At 37.2% G+C, this 15,890-nt stretch carries 14 protein-coding genes and 1 pseudogene; 10 read left to right on the top strand and 5 right to left on the bottom strand.

Features of this window, described 5'->3' with window-relative positions; genetic code table 11:
• The first annotated feature begins 56 nt into the window (after positions 1-56).
• The 4 genes from F4V44_RS19235 to F4V44_RS19250 all read left to right on the top strand — a co-directional run bounded on the left by F4V44_RS19235 (position 57) and on the right by F4V44_RS19250 (position 4,236).
• Entirely contained in the window at positions 57-782 is a 726-nt protein-coding gene (locus F4V44_RS19235; protein ID WP_150441643.1) for a 3-ketoacyl-ACP reductase, read from the top strand.
• 205 nt (positions 783-987) lie between these two features.
• Positions 988-2,343 (top strand): sugar phosphate nucleotidyltransferase, encoded by a 1,356-nt coding sequence (locus F4V44_RS19240; protein ID WP_150441644.1) that lies wholly within the window; start codon positions 988-990, stop codon positions 2,341-2,343.
• Positions 2,344-2,356: 13 nt separating this feature from the next.
• Positions 2,357-3,061 (top strand): glycosyltransferase, encoded by a 705-nt coding sequence (locus tag F4V44_RS19245; RefSeq protein ID WP_191090777.1) that lies wholly within the window; start codon positions 2,357-2,359, stop codon positions 3,059-3,061.
• 11 nt (positions 3,062-3,072) lie between these two features.
• The gene (locus F4V44_RS19250) at positions 3,073-4,236 is read left to right on the top strand and encodes a glycosyltransferase (RefSeq protein ID WP_150441646.1); all 1,164 of its coding nucleotides are present in this window, start codon (positions 3,073-3,075) and stop codon (positions 4,234-4,236) included.
• Here F4V44_RS19250 and F4V44_RS19255 read toward each other — a convergent pair.
• Positions 4,217-5,374 carry a glycosyltransferase family 4 protein gene (locus F4V44_RS19255; protein WP_150441647.1) on the bottom strand — a complete coding sequence of 386 codons (1,158 nt, stop codon included), beginning with the start codon at positions 5,372-5,374 and terminating at the stop codon, positions 4,217-4,219. The two genes, F4V44_RS19250 and F4V44_RS19255, sit on opposite strands and share 20 nt — an antisense overlap.
• Positions 5,371-6,495: a glycosyltransferase family 4 protein gene (locus tag F4V44_RS19260; RefSeq protein WP_150441648.1), complete on the bottom strand. Its 1,125-nt coding sequence runs from the start codon at positions 6,493-6,495 to the stop codon at positions 5,371-5,373. Before F4V44_RS19260 ends, F4V44_RS19255 begins: the two co-directional genes overlap by 4 nt.
• A 157-nt stretch (positions 6,496-6,652) precedes the next feature.
• Between F4V44_RS19260 and F4V44_RS19265 the strand changes: the two genes are divergently transcribed.
• A complete protein-coding gene (locus tag F4V44_RS19265; RefSeq protein WP_150441649.1) occupies positions 6,653-7,234 on the top strand; it encodes a hypothetical protein in 582 nt (193 codons plus the stop codon).
• Positions 7,235-7,365: 131 nt separating this feature from the next.
• On the opposite strand, the gene F4V44_RS19270 is transcribed toward F4V44_RS19265, so the two are convergent.
• A complete protein-coding gene (locus F4V44_RS19270; protein ID WP_150441650.1) occupies positions 7,366-8,070 on the bottom strand; it encodes a glycosyltransferase family 2 protein in 705 nt (234 codons plus the stop codon).
• A 164-nt stretch (positions 8,071-8,234) separates the two neighbouring features.
• Here F4V44_RS19270 and F4V44_RS19275 point away from each other — a divergent pair, with 164 nt between their 5' ends.
• Together F4V44_RS19275 and F4V44_RS19280 are read left to right on the top strand one after the other, a co-directional pair.
• Positions 8,235-8,930: a galactosyltransferase-related protein gene (locus F4V44_RS19275; RefSeq protein ID WP_150441651.1), complete on the top strand. Its 696-nt coding sequence runs from the start codon at positions 8,235-8,237 to the stop codon at positions 8,928-8,930.
• Positions 8,931-8,941: 11 nt separating this feature from the next.
• A pseudogene (locus F4V44_RS19280) lies at positions 8,942-9,037 on the top strand (hemin ABC transporter ATP-binding protein); the annotation flags it as partial.
• 297 nt (positions 9,038-9,334) lie between these two features.
• Here F4V44_RS19280 and F4V44_RS19285 read toward each other — a convergent pair.
• A complete protein-coding gene (locus F4V44_RS19285) occupies positions 9,335-11,260 on the bottom strand; it encodes a TRAP transporter permease (RefSeq protein WP_150441652.1) in 1,926 nt (641 codons plus the stop codon).
• Positions 11,261-11,322: 62 nt separating this feature from the next.
• Positions 11,323-12,330, bottom strand: a complete 1,008-nt coding sequence (locus F4V44_RS19290) for a TAXI family TRAP transporter solute-binding subunit (RefSeq protein WP_191090778.1) — start codon at positions 12,328-12,330, stop codon at positions 11,323-11,325.
• A gap of 282 nt (positions 12,331-12,612) precedes the next feature.
• Here F4V44_RS19290 and F4V44_RS19295 point away from each other — a divergent pair, with 282 nt between their 5' ends.
• From F4V44_RS19295 to F4V44_RS19305, 3 genes are all read left to right on the top strand, one after another.
• The gene (locus F4V44_RS19295; RefSeq protein ID WP_150441654.1) at positions 12,613-13,161 is read left to right on the top strand and encodes a transcription repressor NadR; all 549 of its coding nucleotides are present in this window, start codon (positions 12,613-12,615) and stop codon (positions 13,159-13,161) included.
• A gap of 274 nt (positions 13,162-13,435) precedes the next feature.
• The gene (locus F4V44_RS19300) at positions 13,436-14,362 is read left to right on the top strand and encodes an AEC family transporter (protein ID WP_150441655.1); all 927 of its coding nucleotides are present in this window, start codon (positions 13,436-13,438) and stop codon (positions 14,360-14,362) included.
• Positions 14,363-14,579: 217 nt separating this feature from the next.
• Positions 14,580-15,890 carry a CitMHS family transporter gene (locus tag F4V44_RS19305; RefSeq protein ID WP_150441656.1) on the top strand — a complete coding sequence of 437 codons (1,311 nt, stop codon included), beginning with the start codon at positions 14,580-14,582 and terminating at the stop codon, positions 15,888-15,890.

Genomic DNA, 15,890 nt, shown 5'->3' on the forward strand with positions numbered 1-15,890 from the left:
AAAGTTAGAGGGATTCTTCCACAATAAGATAGATAACGTGGAAGGAGTTGTAAAAAATGAGTCAAACATTAAAAGGTAAAACAGCCATTGTCACTGGTGCAGGAAAAGGGATAGGCAAGGCCATTGCACTTGCTTTAGCAAAGGAAGGGGTAAATATTGGTTTATTAGCACGAACGGAGACAGACTTAAAAGAAGTTGTCAGTAAGGTTGCAGGTTCAGGGGTAAAAGCCGCTTATACAGCCGTTGATATTTCATCTAGAGAAGACGTAGAACGTGCAATTCAAGAAGTAACGAACGAGCTAGGGTCAGCTGACATTCTTATTAATAATGCGGGAATAGGAAAATTTGCCACGCTATTGGAAATGGATCCAGAAGAATGGAAAAGGATTATTGATGTTAATTTATTAGGACTCTATTATGTCACTCGTTCGGTTCTGCCTCAATTAATTGAAAAAAATCGAGGAGATATTATCAATATTTCCTCAACAAATGGGTTAAACGGTGCAGCAACTTCTAGTGCCTACAGCGCTTCAAAATTTGGCGTCATCGGGCTGACGGAATCATTAGCGCAAGAAGTTAGAAGGAATAATATCCGCGTGACAGCTTTAACTCCAAGTACAGTGGCCACAGAACTTGCTATTAATACAAACTTAATCGCAGAAAATAATGATGAAAAATATATGCAGCCGGAGGACATTGCTGAATTTGTTATATCGCAATTGAAATTACATCCGCGTATTTATGTGAAGCAAGCAAGTCTATTGGCAACCAATCCGTTCTAAATGCGGGGGAAAGAGAAAGGCGCTATGGACCAGTCTTTACTAGTTCATGGTGCCTTTCCTTCCTCTTATACCATTTTAAATGTATGATTTGAATTTTTCGAATATTGGCTCTATATATTTTTATACAAAATCTGATGGTATTAACTACATCAAATAGCAGCAGTGAATCATAAAATAATCCAATGAATCTTTTTAGGAGGCAGCTATGAAAATACTATTGCTGGCTGGAGGAGTAGGGAAAAGACTTTGGCCACTATCCAATCATGTAAGATCGAAGCAGTTTCTTAAACTGTTAAGAAATGACCATGATCAACTTGAGTCAACCATTCAGCGGATTTGCCGGCAATTGGATTCACTTGGATTGCTTGCTTCTACTTCTATTATCACATGTCAGGACCAAGTGGAGATCATACGAAATCAGATTGGGGACGATGTTCAGCTAATCTGTGAACCATATCAAAGAGGCACGTTTGCTTCTATCGCATTAGCCAGTACATTTCTCCATTCAAAGCTTTTGATAGAGCCGGATGAAACAATTTGTGTGCTGCCTGCAGACTGTTTTGCTGATGCATCTTTTTTTCAATTAATAAACCTATTCCCGAAATGTCTGCGTCTTTCCTGTGCCAAGATATTGCTCATCGGTGTTCCTCCGTCATTTCCGTCTAATCAGTTTGGCTATATTGTGCCAAACATGAACCATCCTGCGCAGTATTATCCTATCGAACAATTTATTGAAAAGCCCGACCCCATCCTTGCCCAAACATTAATAAACAAACAGGCTTTATGGAATTGCGGTGTTTTTGCCTTTCCATTAACATTCATGCTTCAATATTTGAAGGATAAAGGGCTGCCTGCCGATTATCAGCAGTTCCTGGCAAGTTATCAGCAGCTTCCAACCATTAGCTTCGATCATGAAGTGGTTGAGAAAGCGTCTGACACAATTGTTATTCCCTTTCATGGGTTGTGGAAAGACTTAGGATCTTGGTCATCTATCACGGAACAATTGGACCTTAACATCGTAGGAAAGGGTAATCTATCAACAGATTCCACCAACGCCCATATTGTTAATGAGCTTTCCTTGCCCATACATGTGATTGGTCTTTCGAACAGCATCATCGCTGCCAGTCCTGATGGCATTCTAATTGCTGATAAAAAGCAGTCCCATAGAATTAAAGAGATGATTAAAGACGAGCGCCCTATGTATGTGGAAAAAAGGTGGGGAAGCTATCAGATTTTACACCAAAAAGGAACGGGGCAGGGAGAAGAAAGTCTAACGAAATTAATCAAAGTTGAATCTGGCAGAAATATGAGCTACCAAAGTCATCGTTGGCGGAAAGAAATTTGGACGGTCCTGTCAGGATGTGGTGAATTTATTTTAGATGATCAACTTTTTTCAATCCATTCCGGAGATGTACTAAAAATACCTGTTGGTGTAAAACATGGCGTGAAAGCCATCACGCCTCTCGAATTGATTGAAGTTCAAATTGGCAGCAACATAGATGAGAACGATATCATTTGCTACACAGATTCCTGGGAAGAAGCTAGGAAAAGATGTAGGTGAGAGGGGGGATTTTGTGGTTTCAATCATTTGTTGTACCATCCGACAAAATTATTTGGAAAATGTATTTCAAAACTTTGAAAGTCAAGATTGGAAAGAAAAAGAATTGATTATTGTTTTAAATAAAGATGACATGGATAAAAGCAAATGGGAAAACCGAGCAAAATTATCTTCAAATGCTACTGTCTATCAATTACCGGAAAAAAATACTTTGGGAGAATGTCTAAATTTTGCGATTGCTAAAGCAAAGTATTCTATTATAGCCAAATTTGATGATGACGATTATTATGCACCTCAATATGTAAGACGTTCAATGGAGACGTTAAGTGAAACAAAAGCAGACGTGGTAGGCAAAAGAACCGTTTATATGTATTTTGAAGATGAGAAAATACTTGCGGTCCATAAACCGGGAAGAGAAAATAAATTTGTTAAACAAGGACTTAAGGGAGCTACACTCTTTTTTAAGAAAGAACTCTGTCGAAAGATAATCTTTCCTAAGTTGAATCTAGGTGAAGATACTTATTTTTTGCGTGAATGTGTGAGGAACGGTTATAAATTATTTTCAGCAGATAAAAACGATTATGTCGTTATAAGAACATCAAAACTAGGTCACCATACCTGGAATTTAAGTAATCAAACGCTTCTGAAAAAATCTTCCATCATAGGAATAATGGAAAACTTTAAACCACTCATTCAAAGTGAGAGATTCGAGAAAGATTAAGGAGATCAAAAATGGAAAACTATCAGGTCATTTGGAGAGGTCCAGTTCTCGATTCAACTGGATATGGAGCGGCAAGCAGAGAATATGCTTTATCATTGCATCGACAAGGACTTGACATCAAAATTGAAACCTATACGTGGGGATACCCGTCCAAATCGATTGAAAAGGATAAAAGAGAACAGTTGTTAATCTTAATGAATAAACCAATCGCCATAGACAAGCAAAAACTGCTCATTCTGCACAGCCCCCCTGGGAATATTGATCTTGAGGAGGATAGACAGAAATTTAGTCGAACCATTTTGTATACTGCATGGGAAACGACAAAGATTCCAAAGCCGATGATTCCAGCTATCCAATCCTTTGATGCCGTATGTGTACCCTCTTTTCAAAATATAGAAACCTTGATTAATAGCGGTGTTGATATACCGCTGTATCACGTACCACATGGAGCAGATACTAAGATGTTTACTCCTGGAAATAAGAAATCAAGTCTTAATAACGCAAATGGAAGGTTTGTCTTTGTTTCAATCTTTGATTTTATTCACCGAAAAAATCCTGAAACATTATTAAGAGCTTATTGGGAGGAGTTTTCATCAAATGATCCTGTGCTGCTTTTAATTAAGACTTATGGAGACTCACGAAAAAAAATTATTTCTAAAGTTAATCAGTATAAAAGATTGCTCGGATATGGAAATGAAACAGCTCCACTAGTGATTATCACAGGAATCATTGGAGAAGAAGAATTAAAAGGAATCTATACACTAGGAAATGTATTTGTACTTCCAACAAGGGGAGAAGGGGCGGGGCTGCCATTCATGGAGGCTTTATCGAGTGGACTTCCCGTTATTTCAACTGGATGGGGAGGGCAAATGGATTTTATTCATGAACAAAATTCATTTTTAGTCGATTACGAGCTAAGTCCAATTAAAAATCGAATGAACAATGAACATGCAATCGCACCCTTTAAAAATGAGTTAGTAGAAAATGAAAAAGAATGGTGGGCCGAGGCAAATGTAACCGACTTAAAAAAACAAATGAGATATGCCTATAAGAATCCCGAGCTGTGCAAACAAAAAGGGGAAAGAGGAAGAAGAGACATGTTAAAGATGACATGGGATCAAGCTGGTGAGACATTAAAACATGTCATCATAGATGTCATTGGCTCGAGGGCTTAAATTTCTCTATTTCATCATATATGCCCTGTGCAATCGATTTCCATGAATAATGCTCATTAATATATTCCTGTCCATTTGATGATAGTTCTTCTAATAATTTATCCTCTGTGTAATATTGATTTAATGCAGCTGCAAACTGATCTTTTTCAACCTGAATATAATGTTTAAAATCTGTAAGATTCAACCCTCTAACTCCACATTTCGTTGAGAATAATGGAATTCCTGCTGATAAGAACTCTAATGTTTTAAGACTAACGCCTGTACCTGTAAACATGGGATTGATGGCCATATTGGCAGAAGCAAATAGTTTTAATTTTTGCTTCTGTGAAATTCGACCTGATATTTGGACGTTCGTTTTTTTATGATTAGAAAAAGAAATTCCGCAGCCGCCAGCAATAACAAATTCAATTTCGGGACAGTGATGGGCTAATTCGTGAATGATAAATTGAACAGCCTCTATGTTAGGAGGGAATTCTGATCCAATAAAAATAGCCTTGGGTTTAGAATTGAATGTTTTCGTCGAGTTGCGCCAAGTGTGGGGATAAATTCCATTTGGTGCTATTTTTACTTGATTGGGATTTTTTTTATACATCGAAATAAAGCTTTCTCTTTCCATTTTCGATGTGGCAAACACTACATCCGCATGTTCAACGATTCTTTTTTCAAGTTCATAAACGGTAGGGAGAAATTTCCTGGCTTTTTCATCATTCCAAACAAGCTGGGCTAAGCGGTATTCATGATTATGGCTGTTATAGATTCTCAGTTTATTGTCTCTCCCTACATACGAGTCAACCTCAAGCAGATACGGAGATTCATGGACAATGATTTCATTCGTTTTATATAGTTTTTCAAAGTATTCCTTATAATTTGTTATTTGACGGGAACGTTCCATATGGTCAATTAACATGAATTCATAAGAAAAACGAGGCTTATTCCATTTAGGATCCAAACCTACTTTATACTCCTTGAATGTGGGTGAATAGCGATATAGGCCGCTTTTGTGACCGGTGTTCTGAGATAAGAGCGTGATATCATAATACATGCTGAGTTCATGGTAAAGATGAAAATACCTCAACGTACCACCGCTTGATGGGGGAATAACAGTCGGAAAATGATTAAGGACTAATACCTTTTTCATGATTTTTCTCCCTTTCTACTAACACTTTGAAAAACAGTTAATGTTTCTTGAACTGTTTTTGTCCATGAGAATGCTTTTCCTCGTTCATTGCCTTTTTCAATAAGCTCCAGCCTTGTCTGAGGATGAAGCACTTTCAGAATAGATTGAGCGATCTCTTCAGGACTTTCAGGGTTAAATTGAAGAGCAGCATCTCTGACAATTTCAGGTATACTTCCTCGGTTCGAACATATTATCGGGCATTGAGATTTCATCGCTTCCACTAAAGGGATACCAAAACCTTCATAAAGGGAAGGGAAAATTAAAAAGCTCGCATTTTTATATAGGCTGGGCATTTCATCTGGAGGTAAAAAACCTAACAGCCTTACTTGATTTTCCAAATGATGTTCTTTTATGAATTTGATTACATCCTGGAAAATGATATTTCCTTTGTAAGAAAAGCCTGTTAGAACAAGAGAAATTTTCTTATGATACTGATGATTAAGATGTAGTATGGCTTTTAGTAGGTTTAGATGATTTTTGTGAGGCTGATAGCTTGCTGGATAAAGGGCATAATCATCAGGCAAGTCATATTTTTTCTTTATGTTTACGCTTTTTAGGTCATTCGTTGTTTTATTAAAAAATAACGGTGCATCATGATAAATCACATAGATTTTTTCTTCCGAGAGTTTAAGATGCTGTATAATAGCCGCTTTTGAAAAGTTGGAAACGGTGATAATTCCGTCAAATGAGGGAGCAAATGCTTGATAATATTGATTATTCTCTTCTAATTGACCGGGAACAAATTGAGGATAGGATACATGCAGCAGATCATGTATGGTCACAACTGTTGGTAATTGTATATTGGGAAGATAGGACCGATGCAGAGGAGAAAACCATAGGTCTAATTGAAGTTTGTGAATATCCTCATGAATTTTATCCAGATTCTTTATATCCTTTAAGATTATTATCTTTATTTTTTCATGATGCTGTGGAAAAATGTCCCGATAAGACCTAGTCAAAAATAAAAATAGCTCCACGTTTTCCGGGCTATTTGCTAGATGCCAAATCAAATTTTTTACGTATTGTTCCGCACCGCCAAATCTGTCTGTTGAAAGAGTAATAAGATTTATGCCAATCCTCATATTTTTGAACCTCCAATTTCATTCCGGATGATGGACAAGGACATATTTTAACGAATCATCCGTTTTTAGCCCTTTCGTAAAAATATTTTTTTCATTTAATACAGTAGGGGAAGATAGAAATCCTCCGAAGTTAGTAACTCTGAAAGGGGTGTATTGAATGGGAAACGATCATAAACATCAAAAAGTAAAAATAACCACCGGTCCATTTCTGATTACGGAAGAGGTAGGTCCTGATATACAAATTGGCAGGAATCTTGACAGATTGGTCATTATCCTGAAAAACCCAACTAAAAAGAAATTGAAAGCAAAGATTACTCTCGGTGTATGTCTTCAACCCGTATTAGATCCACAGCCTGGTTGGGGCAAACGTTCATATAGAGTATACGATGATATTCCTGAGCAGGATTTCTTTTTAGGGAATCATGAATTAAAACCGCATACTTGCACAAGAATTGAACGTGATATTCCTACTGATCTATTTGGATATGAGACTAGTACCGATGAAAGAAATGCTGTTTATCGCGTCACAGCCACAGGAGATTTCAACATTTGCAATCAAACATGTGATCCAATATGCGGTCTGTTGGAAATTTCTGTAGTAGCTGGAAGCGTGGCTTTGTTTGATGAAGCAGGACTTGAACAGGCTGATCCAGCAACATTCTTCCGTTATAAAGATTTTGTCTTTTGTGAAGACCATGACGAGGACCACAACGATGATGATAGCGACGACGATGATTAATTTTCCAATCCTATCTATTATTCCTTGTCTCTGTAAAGTAACAGAAGAAATTGAACTGCTGGTAGACTCAGCAGTTTTTTGTATATTCCGTCCTCATTATGTCTGAATAATAGATTTATTTTCCAAGGATTTTATCTCCTATTCATGAATTCACTTTTAAAATCCGATAACAATTTTTTATTCAAATCATGAATAGGATGAAACCTTACCCCATAATCAATGGTATTCTTTCCATCACAATTATAACCAATGAGTCCAATATGCTGGAAATAGCTATCATTGGACACAAGAATCGGTACACCTTTTTGACGTAATAATCCACTCCATGCCCAATCAAATGAATCACTTGGAGGCAATTGATTAACAATTTCCTGTATGACCTTTCTTGACAGGATGGAGCCAGCAGCTCCTATATGGTTTTTTTCTAAAAATACTTCTCCATTCATGATGATTTTTCTCGTTGGTTTATGACGTTTGGAGTTATACAAACTCAAGACTCCGCTGGTATCGTCAAAATGTTTCTTCGTAAAATTCAACCAATCCGGCCGGCAAATGAGATCTGAATCCATCGTTACAAGAATATCATCATCAGATGAAAGAAAATCCACATACATTTGTCGTAAATTTCGGTCAGGACCGATATTTTGCTTTCTTTGAATGATCTCAATCGCATTTGGAAACCATTTTTTTAACTCTGTGATGCTGAATTCCGTACTGCAGTCGTCGTAAATCCGTATATGACAAGCGTCTAGATTTTCCGTCAATGCAAGCGACTGCTGAAATCTCATGATGTATTTTTTTCGATTAAACGTTGTGATGCCAATGGTGGTCTTCAATTTGTCACCTCATTCTTTTCTTGCCTGAATAGAGTATTTCACTGTTAAATAAACTGAGAACGTTAATGAAATAGAATTTATTTATAGCTTATGAGAGTCTAATTAATTGTGACTAATAAATTGGATCGCTTTTAATCGTAAAAGCAAAGTACAGGAGAAATAATATGTTTGAACAAATTTCCATTCTCATTCCGTTTAAAGAAGATAATGGGATAAGAAGTGAAACACTGCAGTGGGTCATTCGTTTTTATCAGAATGTCATCCCTGAAGCAGAAATCTGTATCGGCGAAAACGATGACAAGATTTTCAATCGATGTAAAGCCATTAATGCGGCTGCCGAAAAAGCCTCTCGAAATGTTTTTGTCCTCGCTGACGCCGATGTGATCTATGATCCCGATCTTCTTGTTGAATCCGTTCTTTCCCTTCAAAAAGCACCATGGGTGATTCCTTTTAACCGAATATTAGATATATCACAGAAAAAGACAGAGGAAATTTTAAAGATTGAGCCCAGTTGGCCATTATCACTTACTAATGAAAATTACAGCGAATTTAAAATTGACAAACTGTTTGCCGGTAAATTAAATGTCCTATCCAGAGAAGCATTCGAAAAAGTAGGGGGATATGATGAACAATTTCTCGGGTGGGGCTGCGAGGATGATGCATTCCTACTTGCCATGAATACGCTATCCGGCCAGTTTATCAATATGAATAGACCGATTTACCATTTCTGGCATCCTTTTGTGGGAGCAGATAATAATCCATATTATAGAAAAAACCTCAAACGACTATCCCGTTATCAGCAGGCAAACGGAAATCCTATAAGAATGCAAAAGTTAATTCGAAATAATAGAACAAGATAATAAGGAGGAAGGAACATCGGAAAAATATTTACCCTTCCTCCTTATCGGGTGGAGAAAAGCAGCGGGTTGTCATTGCCCATACTATTATTCACAAACCATTTCTACTAATATTGAATATATTTATAATTTTGTAAAGCTAGGATTGAAAGTAACAATATTATTGTCCATATAAATCCTGATTTTGATTGTTTTGCTTCTGTTTATTTGGCGAAATATTATATTCAGCATAGAAAATTCCCAAAGCATTATCAAAAAATCGGCGAATATGCAGAAAATTTTAAAGACTAGAATGGGATAGGGAACAGAGGAAGTGGACAGAACTTGTTCCAAAGAAAAATCTGAGTCATATGTTATATAAAACATAAAAAAACTCGTCAAAGTGACGAGTTTTTTACAATTCATGCTCAGGATGGTGTACTCAGTTCCACTGTCCGGCTCCGTTTTGTCTGAACAACAAATACTAGAATAACTAACCCTATACCAATTGCGCTATATAGAATATGAGGATAGATGAGTAATAGACCACTTGTGATTAATAATAGGCGATCTATAATCGTGGTTTTAGTTTTAAGCCATCCAATGACACCCGCACCAAATGTAACCACTCCTAATAAAGCTGTAAGGAATGAAATCATGATCTGCGTTAGAGAGCCTTCTAATAATAAGGCTGGTTCCAAAACAAACATAAACGGAACAATAAAACCGACTAAACCTAACCGAACGGCCTCTAAGCCAACCTGGTTTGGATTGCTTTCCGCAATACCCGCTGCTGCATAGGCTGCCACTGCAACGGGAGGAGTGATAGCTGAGAAGATAGAAAAATAGACAATAAACAAGTGAGCAGACATGAGGGAAACACCTAATTCCATTAGAGCTGGTGCTGCTAACATCGCTGTTAAAATATAAGCAGCTGCAACAGGCATTCCCATCCCTAGAACGATGCAAATAAGCATAACTAATAGTAAGGTTGGAAGAAGCAGCCCTTCTGTTAATCCAAGCACAATGCTTGTTAACTTTCCGCCAAGACCTGTAGACATAATGCCAGCTATCACTAAACCTGCTGCTGCACATGCTGTCGTGACAGGTATGGAAGACTTTGCCCCATCAACCATTGCCACGAAAATTTCTTTAACACCCATACGTGTCTGTTTCCGAAACCAGCTGACAACAACAATCGCTAAAATTCCGAATAAACCAGTCATCGATGCACTATAGCCCCTTAAGAGTAAAAGGATTAATACAATTAATGGAATAAAATAATACCATCCTTCTTTTAATACCTGTGATGCTTTTGGAATCTCTTCCTTTTTCGCTGTTGGTAAATTTAGACGTACAGCCTCGAAATGAACCATTGCAAGTAAAGAAAGATAGTAAAGAATACTAGGAATGATAGCTGCCATGGCAATCGATATATAAGGCAGCTGTGTGATAGCAGCCATTAAAAAAGCAGAAGAGCCCATAATCGGCGGCAAAATACTGCCGCCAGTAGAAGCAGCAGCCTCAACTGCCGCCGCAAAGGATGGTTTGTAACCAGACTTTTTACTGACAGGAATGGTGAAGGTGCCAGTCGTAACAACATTTGCTGTCGGGCTTCCAGATATCGTTCCAAAAAACGCACTGGCTAAAACGGCTACCTTTGCAGCTCCTCCTCGAGATCTTCCAGCTAATGCAGTTGAAAGCTGAAAGAAAAACTCTCCCGCACCTGCTTTCTGTAAAAAAGATCCGAACAACAAAAACATATAAACGAATGATGCGGCAACCGCAATAGGTGAACCCCAAAGTCCATTAAAGCTATAAGCTAAATCCTCTACCACTTCAGGGAAGGAAAACTTTCTATGCCAAAGCAGACTATCTAGATGATGACCCCATAACGCGTAGCTAATTCCCATCAACACAATGATAACAATCGGAACACCAATAGTTCTACGGGCTGCTTCGATACTTAAGATGACAAACAAGAATCCAAAAAAGATATCCAAGGTAGATAATGAATCAATAATAGGGATTCTTACCGCAATCCGATCGGCATGAATGGTAAAATAAACTCCCGCCCCCAAAGCGAAAAAGGAACAAATCCAATCCATCTTTGTTGGAATATGACGAGAGTCTGTTTTTTTAGAAAAACTATATAATAAAAAGGTTAATACTAGAATGAAAGTTAAATGAGTCGCCATCAGTTGGATAGGGGCCAGTTTCCCCCAAACAACAGACCAAACTTGAAATAAAGATAAAAGGAAGGCAAAATACACAAATAATTTCAAGTGGAGCCCTGATAACTGACGCCTTTCTCCTTCTGTTAACCATGCTGTTAAACGATTTTTTAAGTTCATTCTGTCTCAGGAACTCCCTTCTTTAGATGTGGTATTTTCAATTATGCAAGGGTTTTCATCCATCATTGGAGAAGTCCTTGTTCTTTGAAAAATTTCTCCGCTCCTGGATGCAGGGGAACTTTTCCCACGTTTGTTATATTAAAATCAGATAAATTATTAAATTCCTTATGAACCGTTGCTAGATAGTCAAAGTTATCGTAAATGGACTCTGTCACACGGTACACTTCTTCTGCTGATACATCCTTGTGAACAATTAAAATAGCAGGGGTATAGATAGTATTCATATCCTGTTTTAAAAATTTGTAGCTGTTTGCCGGGATTGTTCCTGCCTCCATTCCTAAATGTTCTGACACTTCTTTAATCACGCCTTGATCTAGCGATAAAAACTTCAAATCATTTGTTACGGATGCCTCTAAAATATCACTAGAAGGGACAGATACCGCGTCACCTGTTACATTTATTCGATTATCAGCCATTAATTCAAAGGTTTTCGAACCATCTAAATGGTCTACAGACCCACCCCAGGAAGCGATATCTTCGTATGTGACACCATATTCTTGTAAAATAGTCCGTGTAATGATTTCGCCTGCTGAGCCCTTCTGGTCAACAGCCAGACGGATAGGAGCTTTATTTTCGATTACTTCACTTAATGTTTGATATTTCACATCTGCTCGTGCAATAAATTGATAGTAGTTTGCTGGAATCACAACACTAACTGCACGAATATCTTTATAAGCTTCCTTATATGGTTCGGTTCCACTGAATGCTGCATAAGCAGTCATTGCATACGTCAATCCATAAGGTACAGTATTCGTCCCGACACTCGCGGGATTTTCAACAATCCCACCTGGCTCTACTGTAATAATAGAATTTTTATTTTCCCGTCGAATGGATTCGGCTATTCCTTCAGTGAAGACAGACCATGCACCTCCTGTACGACCTCCTATAATTGTCGTTTTAATTGGGTCAGTAGAGTCTTCTGAAGCGGCTCCTGCTTCGTTCCTACAACCCACTAGAAGGAACAACGAACTCATTAATACTAGAAATAAAGTACCGTTTCGTTTAGTCATTTTTCTTACCCCTCCAATCATGTGCTCAAGTTTTAACAATGTATTGAAATCCTTCATGAATATTTAAAATACATTCACTTATCATAAACGATTTTTTATTTTGCTAAATATCCTCATTTCGTTAATAGGATTACAGGTGTCTTGACATCTATATTTACACAATAATAATATAATATCAATATTATTTTTATCTAGAAGATAGATAGACTATAAAATTTGATAGAAATGTCGTTCTAGTAGAATGGAGTTAGGTAACTTGACGGTAGAGGAGGTGCCATTATTATGAAGGTAGAAGCGAAGATGTCTTCAACCAAACGGCAGCAGCTGATTATAGACAAATTAGAGAACACAAATACCCCGATTACTGGTTCTGAATTTGCAAAAATGGCCAATGTGAGCAGGCAGGTCATTGTACAAGATATCTCTTTGCTTAAAGCGAAAAATATACCTATTATGTCGACAAGCCAAGGCTATATACTAAATAATAATAAAGAAAAGGAACATAATTACGAAGCTGTCATTATCTGCAATCATTCCCTCAATCAAATTGAGGAAGAGTTATTCATACTAGTTGGCCATGGAGTAACCGTTAAAGATATTATGATAAAACATGCCGTTTATGGTGAATTAAAAGCTTCCGTTATGGTGAGCAATCAATCTGAGGTAGAGCAGTTTATGAAAAGAATAAAGGATGCCAATGCGGTTTCCTTATCAAGTCTAACAGACGGAATCCATTATCATACATTAGAAGCAGATTCAAAAGAAAAAATCGAGGCTGCTTTCAGGGAACTGAAAAAAGCAGGAATCCTTGTGAATTATTTAAACCAGTAAAATGAATAGGTTTTCCCCAAAAATCCAGTCCGTCGTCCTGGATTTTTCTTTTTTTACAAGATAATAGTTTGCTTATAGTCCGAAAGTATGTGATCCATGATTTAGTTGACAGATGACAATCCAGAAGTCTTTACAGATATTTTTATAAAAATATAATATTTTACGCGGAATCATAAAATAATCTTAAAAAAATAAAATGCTAGATTTTTTACATTATTTGTGATTTAGTAAATTCTATAAAAATATCAAAAACCAAGTAAAGAAGGGTGTTCACATGCAGCTGTTACTAACAATTATATTAGATATCATTACACCAGTATTTATTCTCATTGCACTCGGAGTTATTTTACACAGGAAATTTATCCTTGATTTAAGTACTCTATCAAAGCTGACTACTTATTTGCTTCTTCCTGTTATTGGATTCGTTAACATTTATGAAAGCCGAATTGGTGCAGAAATGCTTTTATTGATTTTTGTATTTTGGTTATGTCAAAGCCTAGTACTCATATCAATGGTTGAGGTATCTTCAAAGGTTTTTAAGTTTGATAAAAAGCTTGCATCCACCTACAAAAATAGTATTGTTCTCAATAACTCCGGAAATTTTGGCCTCCCGGTCAGCCAGCTTGTATTTGCGGGTAATTCATTTGGACAATCGATCCAAATTCTCATGATGGTCCTGCAAAATCTCCTAACCTATACTTACGGACTTGTGAATTCCATTTCTGCCAGTACTACAGGAATGAAGGAGGTCATGAAACAATTCTTGAAAATTCCAATCCTCTATGCGTTATTGCTTGGGTTGATTTTTAATTCCTTTTCCGTCCAAGTTCCTTCTTTTGTTTGGCAGCCGATTGAAAATATTACAAATGCTTTCATAGCAGTTGCCCTTATCACTTTAGGTGCCCAAAGTGCTTATATAAAAGTTCAGAAGCCGTCCCTTCCTTTAGTTTTGAGTTTAATTGGCAGGTTATTGATTTCACCAGCAGCGGCACTTGTTATTATTTATCTTTTACAATTGGAAGGGACGATTGCCCAAGGTTTATTTATTGCTAGTGCTTTCCCTTCCTCACGAAACAGCGCATCATTTGCGTTAGAATATAATAATTATCCTGAATATGCGGCACAAACCGTATTGTTATCAACGATTTTAAGTAGTATTACCGTCACGATTGTCGTATTTTTATCAACGATTTTATTTTAAGTCAGGACATGCGCCTGGCTTTTTTTTTTCATGAATTTAATGTACAAAATAGATTTATTAGATTTAATGTTTATTTTAAACTTTAAATCTTTTATGCATTATACTTTCTAAATATTTACCCTAGTAATATATTATTTTAACATTAAATCAATATTAAGAATTGTCTAATAATATTAGTAAAATTTGGAAGCGTTTTAAACGAAGGAGGGTGATTGTTTTGTTAGCGATTTTAGGCTATGCAATGGTTTTAACGTTTATGTTTTTAATTATGACTGGCAGACTATCCGCATTAATTGCACTAATACTGATACCATCTATTTTTGCAATCGCAGGCGGCTTTGCTCCAGAACTTGGACCGATGATTCTTGAAGGAATTGGTCAGTTGGCTCCTACAGGGGTTATGCTGATGTTTGCAATTCTATATTTTGGAATTATGATTGATGCCGGTTTATTTGATCCGGTGGTAGGGAAAATCTTGGCATTTGTTAAAGGGGATCCTGTAAAAATTGTTATTGGTACTGCGGTACTGGCACTAGTGGTATCACTTGATGGAGATGGAACGACTACCTATATGATAACCATTTCTGCTATGCTTCCGTTATACCAGCGGTTAAAAATGAATCCATTGATTCTGCCGGCCATCGCGATTATCGCTGTTGGGGTTACAAACCTTACTCCTTGGGGAGGACCGACAGCAAGAGCTGTAAGTGCCCTCAGTGTAGATATGTCAGAAGTTTTTGTTCCCATGATTCCAGCTATGCTGGGAGGTGCGGCTTTTGTCATTCTCGCTGCATATATTCTTGGAACTAGAGAACGTAAGCGTGTTGGAGTACTAGAATTACCTGATTTGCGCCAACAACAAACCTTAGCTATACAAGAAACAGCAGCTACTTTAGACGCACCTAATTTTAAACGGCCAAAATTATTATGGGTAAACTTTGGTTTAACTGTTATTCTTTTAGTTTTACTCGTCATGGGCGTTATGCCGCTCCAAGTATTATTCATGCTGGCATTTGCGATTGCAATTATTATTAATTATCCAAACCTAAAGGATCAAAAAGATCGCATTCAACATCATGCAGGTAATGTGCTTGCAGTAGTATCCCTTGTATTTGCAGCAGGTGCCTTTACAGGAATTCTATCAGGGACAGGGATGGTTGATGCTATGGCGAATAGTCTTGTAACCATCATTCCAGATGCAATGGGACCTTATTTACCAATTATTACAGCCATCATTAGTATGCCATTTACCTTTTTCATGTCTAACGACGCGTTTTATTTTGGAATGCTTCCCATTATTGCCGAAGCGGCTACAGTGTATGGCATCGATCCGAGTGAAATTGCTCGTGCCTCTTTAATAGGCCAGCCTGTACATCTATTAAGCCCGCTAGTTGCTTCTACCTATCTACTGGTTGGAATGTCAAAAGTAGATTTTGGAGAGTTCCAAAGATACACATTATTATGGGCAGTAGGAACTTGTATGGCCATGCTGGTTGTTGCCATTCTAATTGGAGTCATTTCCATATAG

The sequence above is a fragment of the Niallia endozanthoxylica genome, assembly GCF_008710145.1.
GTDB classification, from domain to species: domain Bacteria; phylum Bacillota; class Bacilli; order Bacillales; family Cytobacillaceae; genus Bacillus_BD; species Bacillus_BD endozanthoxylica.

Excerpts from the sequence above, each read along its gene's own strand:
- F4V44_RS19250 (WP_150441646.1), top strand. The coding sequence starts at position 3,073 with ATGGAAAACTATCAGGTCATTTGGAGAGGTCCAGTTCTCGATTCAACT.
- F4V44_RS19260 (WP_150441648.1), bottom strand. The coding sequence starts at position 6,495 with ATGAGGATTGGCATAAATCTTATTACTCTTTCAACAGACAGATTTGGC.
- F4V44_RS19275 (WP_150441651.1), top strand. The coding sequence starts at position 8,235 with ATGTTTGAACAAATTTCCATTCTCATTCCGTTTAAAGAAGATAATGGG.
- F4V44_RS19265 (WP_150441649.1), top strand. The coding sequence starts at position 6,653 with ATGGGAAACGATCATAAACATCAAAAAGTAAAAATAACCACCGGTCCA.
- F4V44_RS19235 (WP_150441643.1), top strand. The coding sequence starts at position 57 with ATGAGTCAAACATTAAAAGGTAAAACAGCCATTGTCACTGGTGCAGGA.
- F4V44_RS19285 (WP_150441652.1), bottom strand. The coding sequence starts at position 11,260 with ATGAACTTAAAAAATCGTTTAACAGCATGGTTAACAGAAGGAGAAAGG.
- F4V44_RS19290 (WP_191090778.1), bottom strand. The coding sequence starts at position 12,330 with ATGACTAAACGAAACGGTACTTTATTTCTAGTATTAATGAGTTCGTTG.
- F4V44_RS19255 (WP_150441647.1), bottom strand. The coding sequence starts at position 5,374 with ATGAAAAAGGTATTAGTCCTTAATCATTTTCCGACTGTTATTCCCCCA.
- F4V44_RS19300 (WP_150441655.1), top strand. The coding sequence starts at position 13,436 with ATGCAGCTGTTACTAACAATTATATTAGATATCATTACACCAGTATTT.
- F4V44_RS19295 (WP_150441654.1), top strand. The coding sequence starts at position 12,613 with ATGAAGGTAGAAGCGAAGATGTCTTCAACCAAACGGCAGCAGCTGATT.
- F4V44_RS19240 (WP_150441644.1), top strand. The coding sequence starts at position 988 with ATGAAAATACTATTGCTGGCTGGAGGAGTAGGGAAAAGACTTTGGCCA.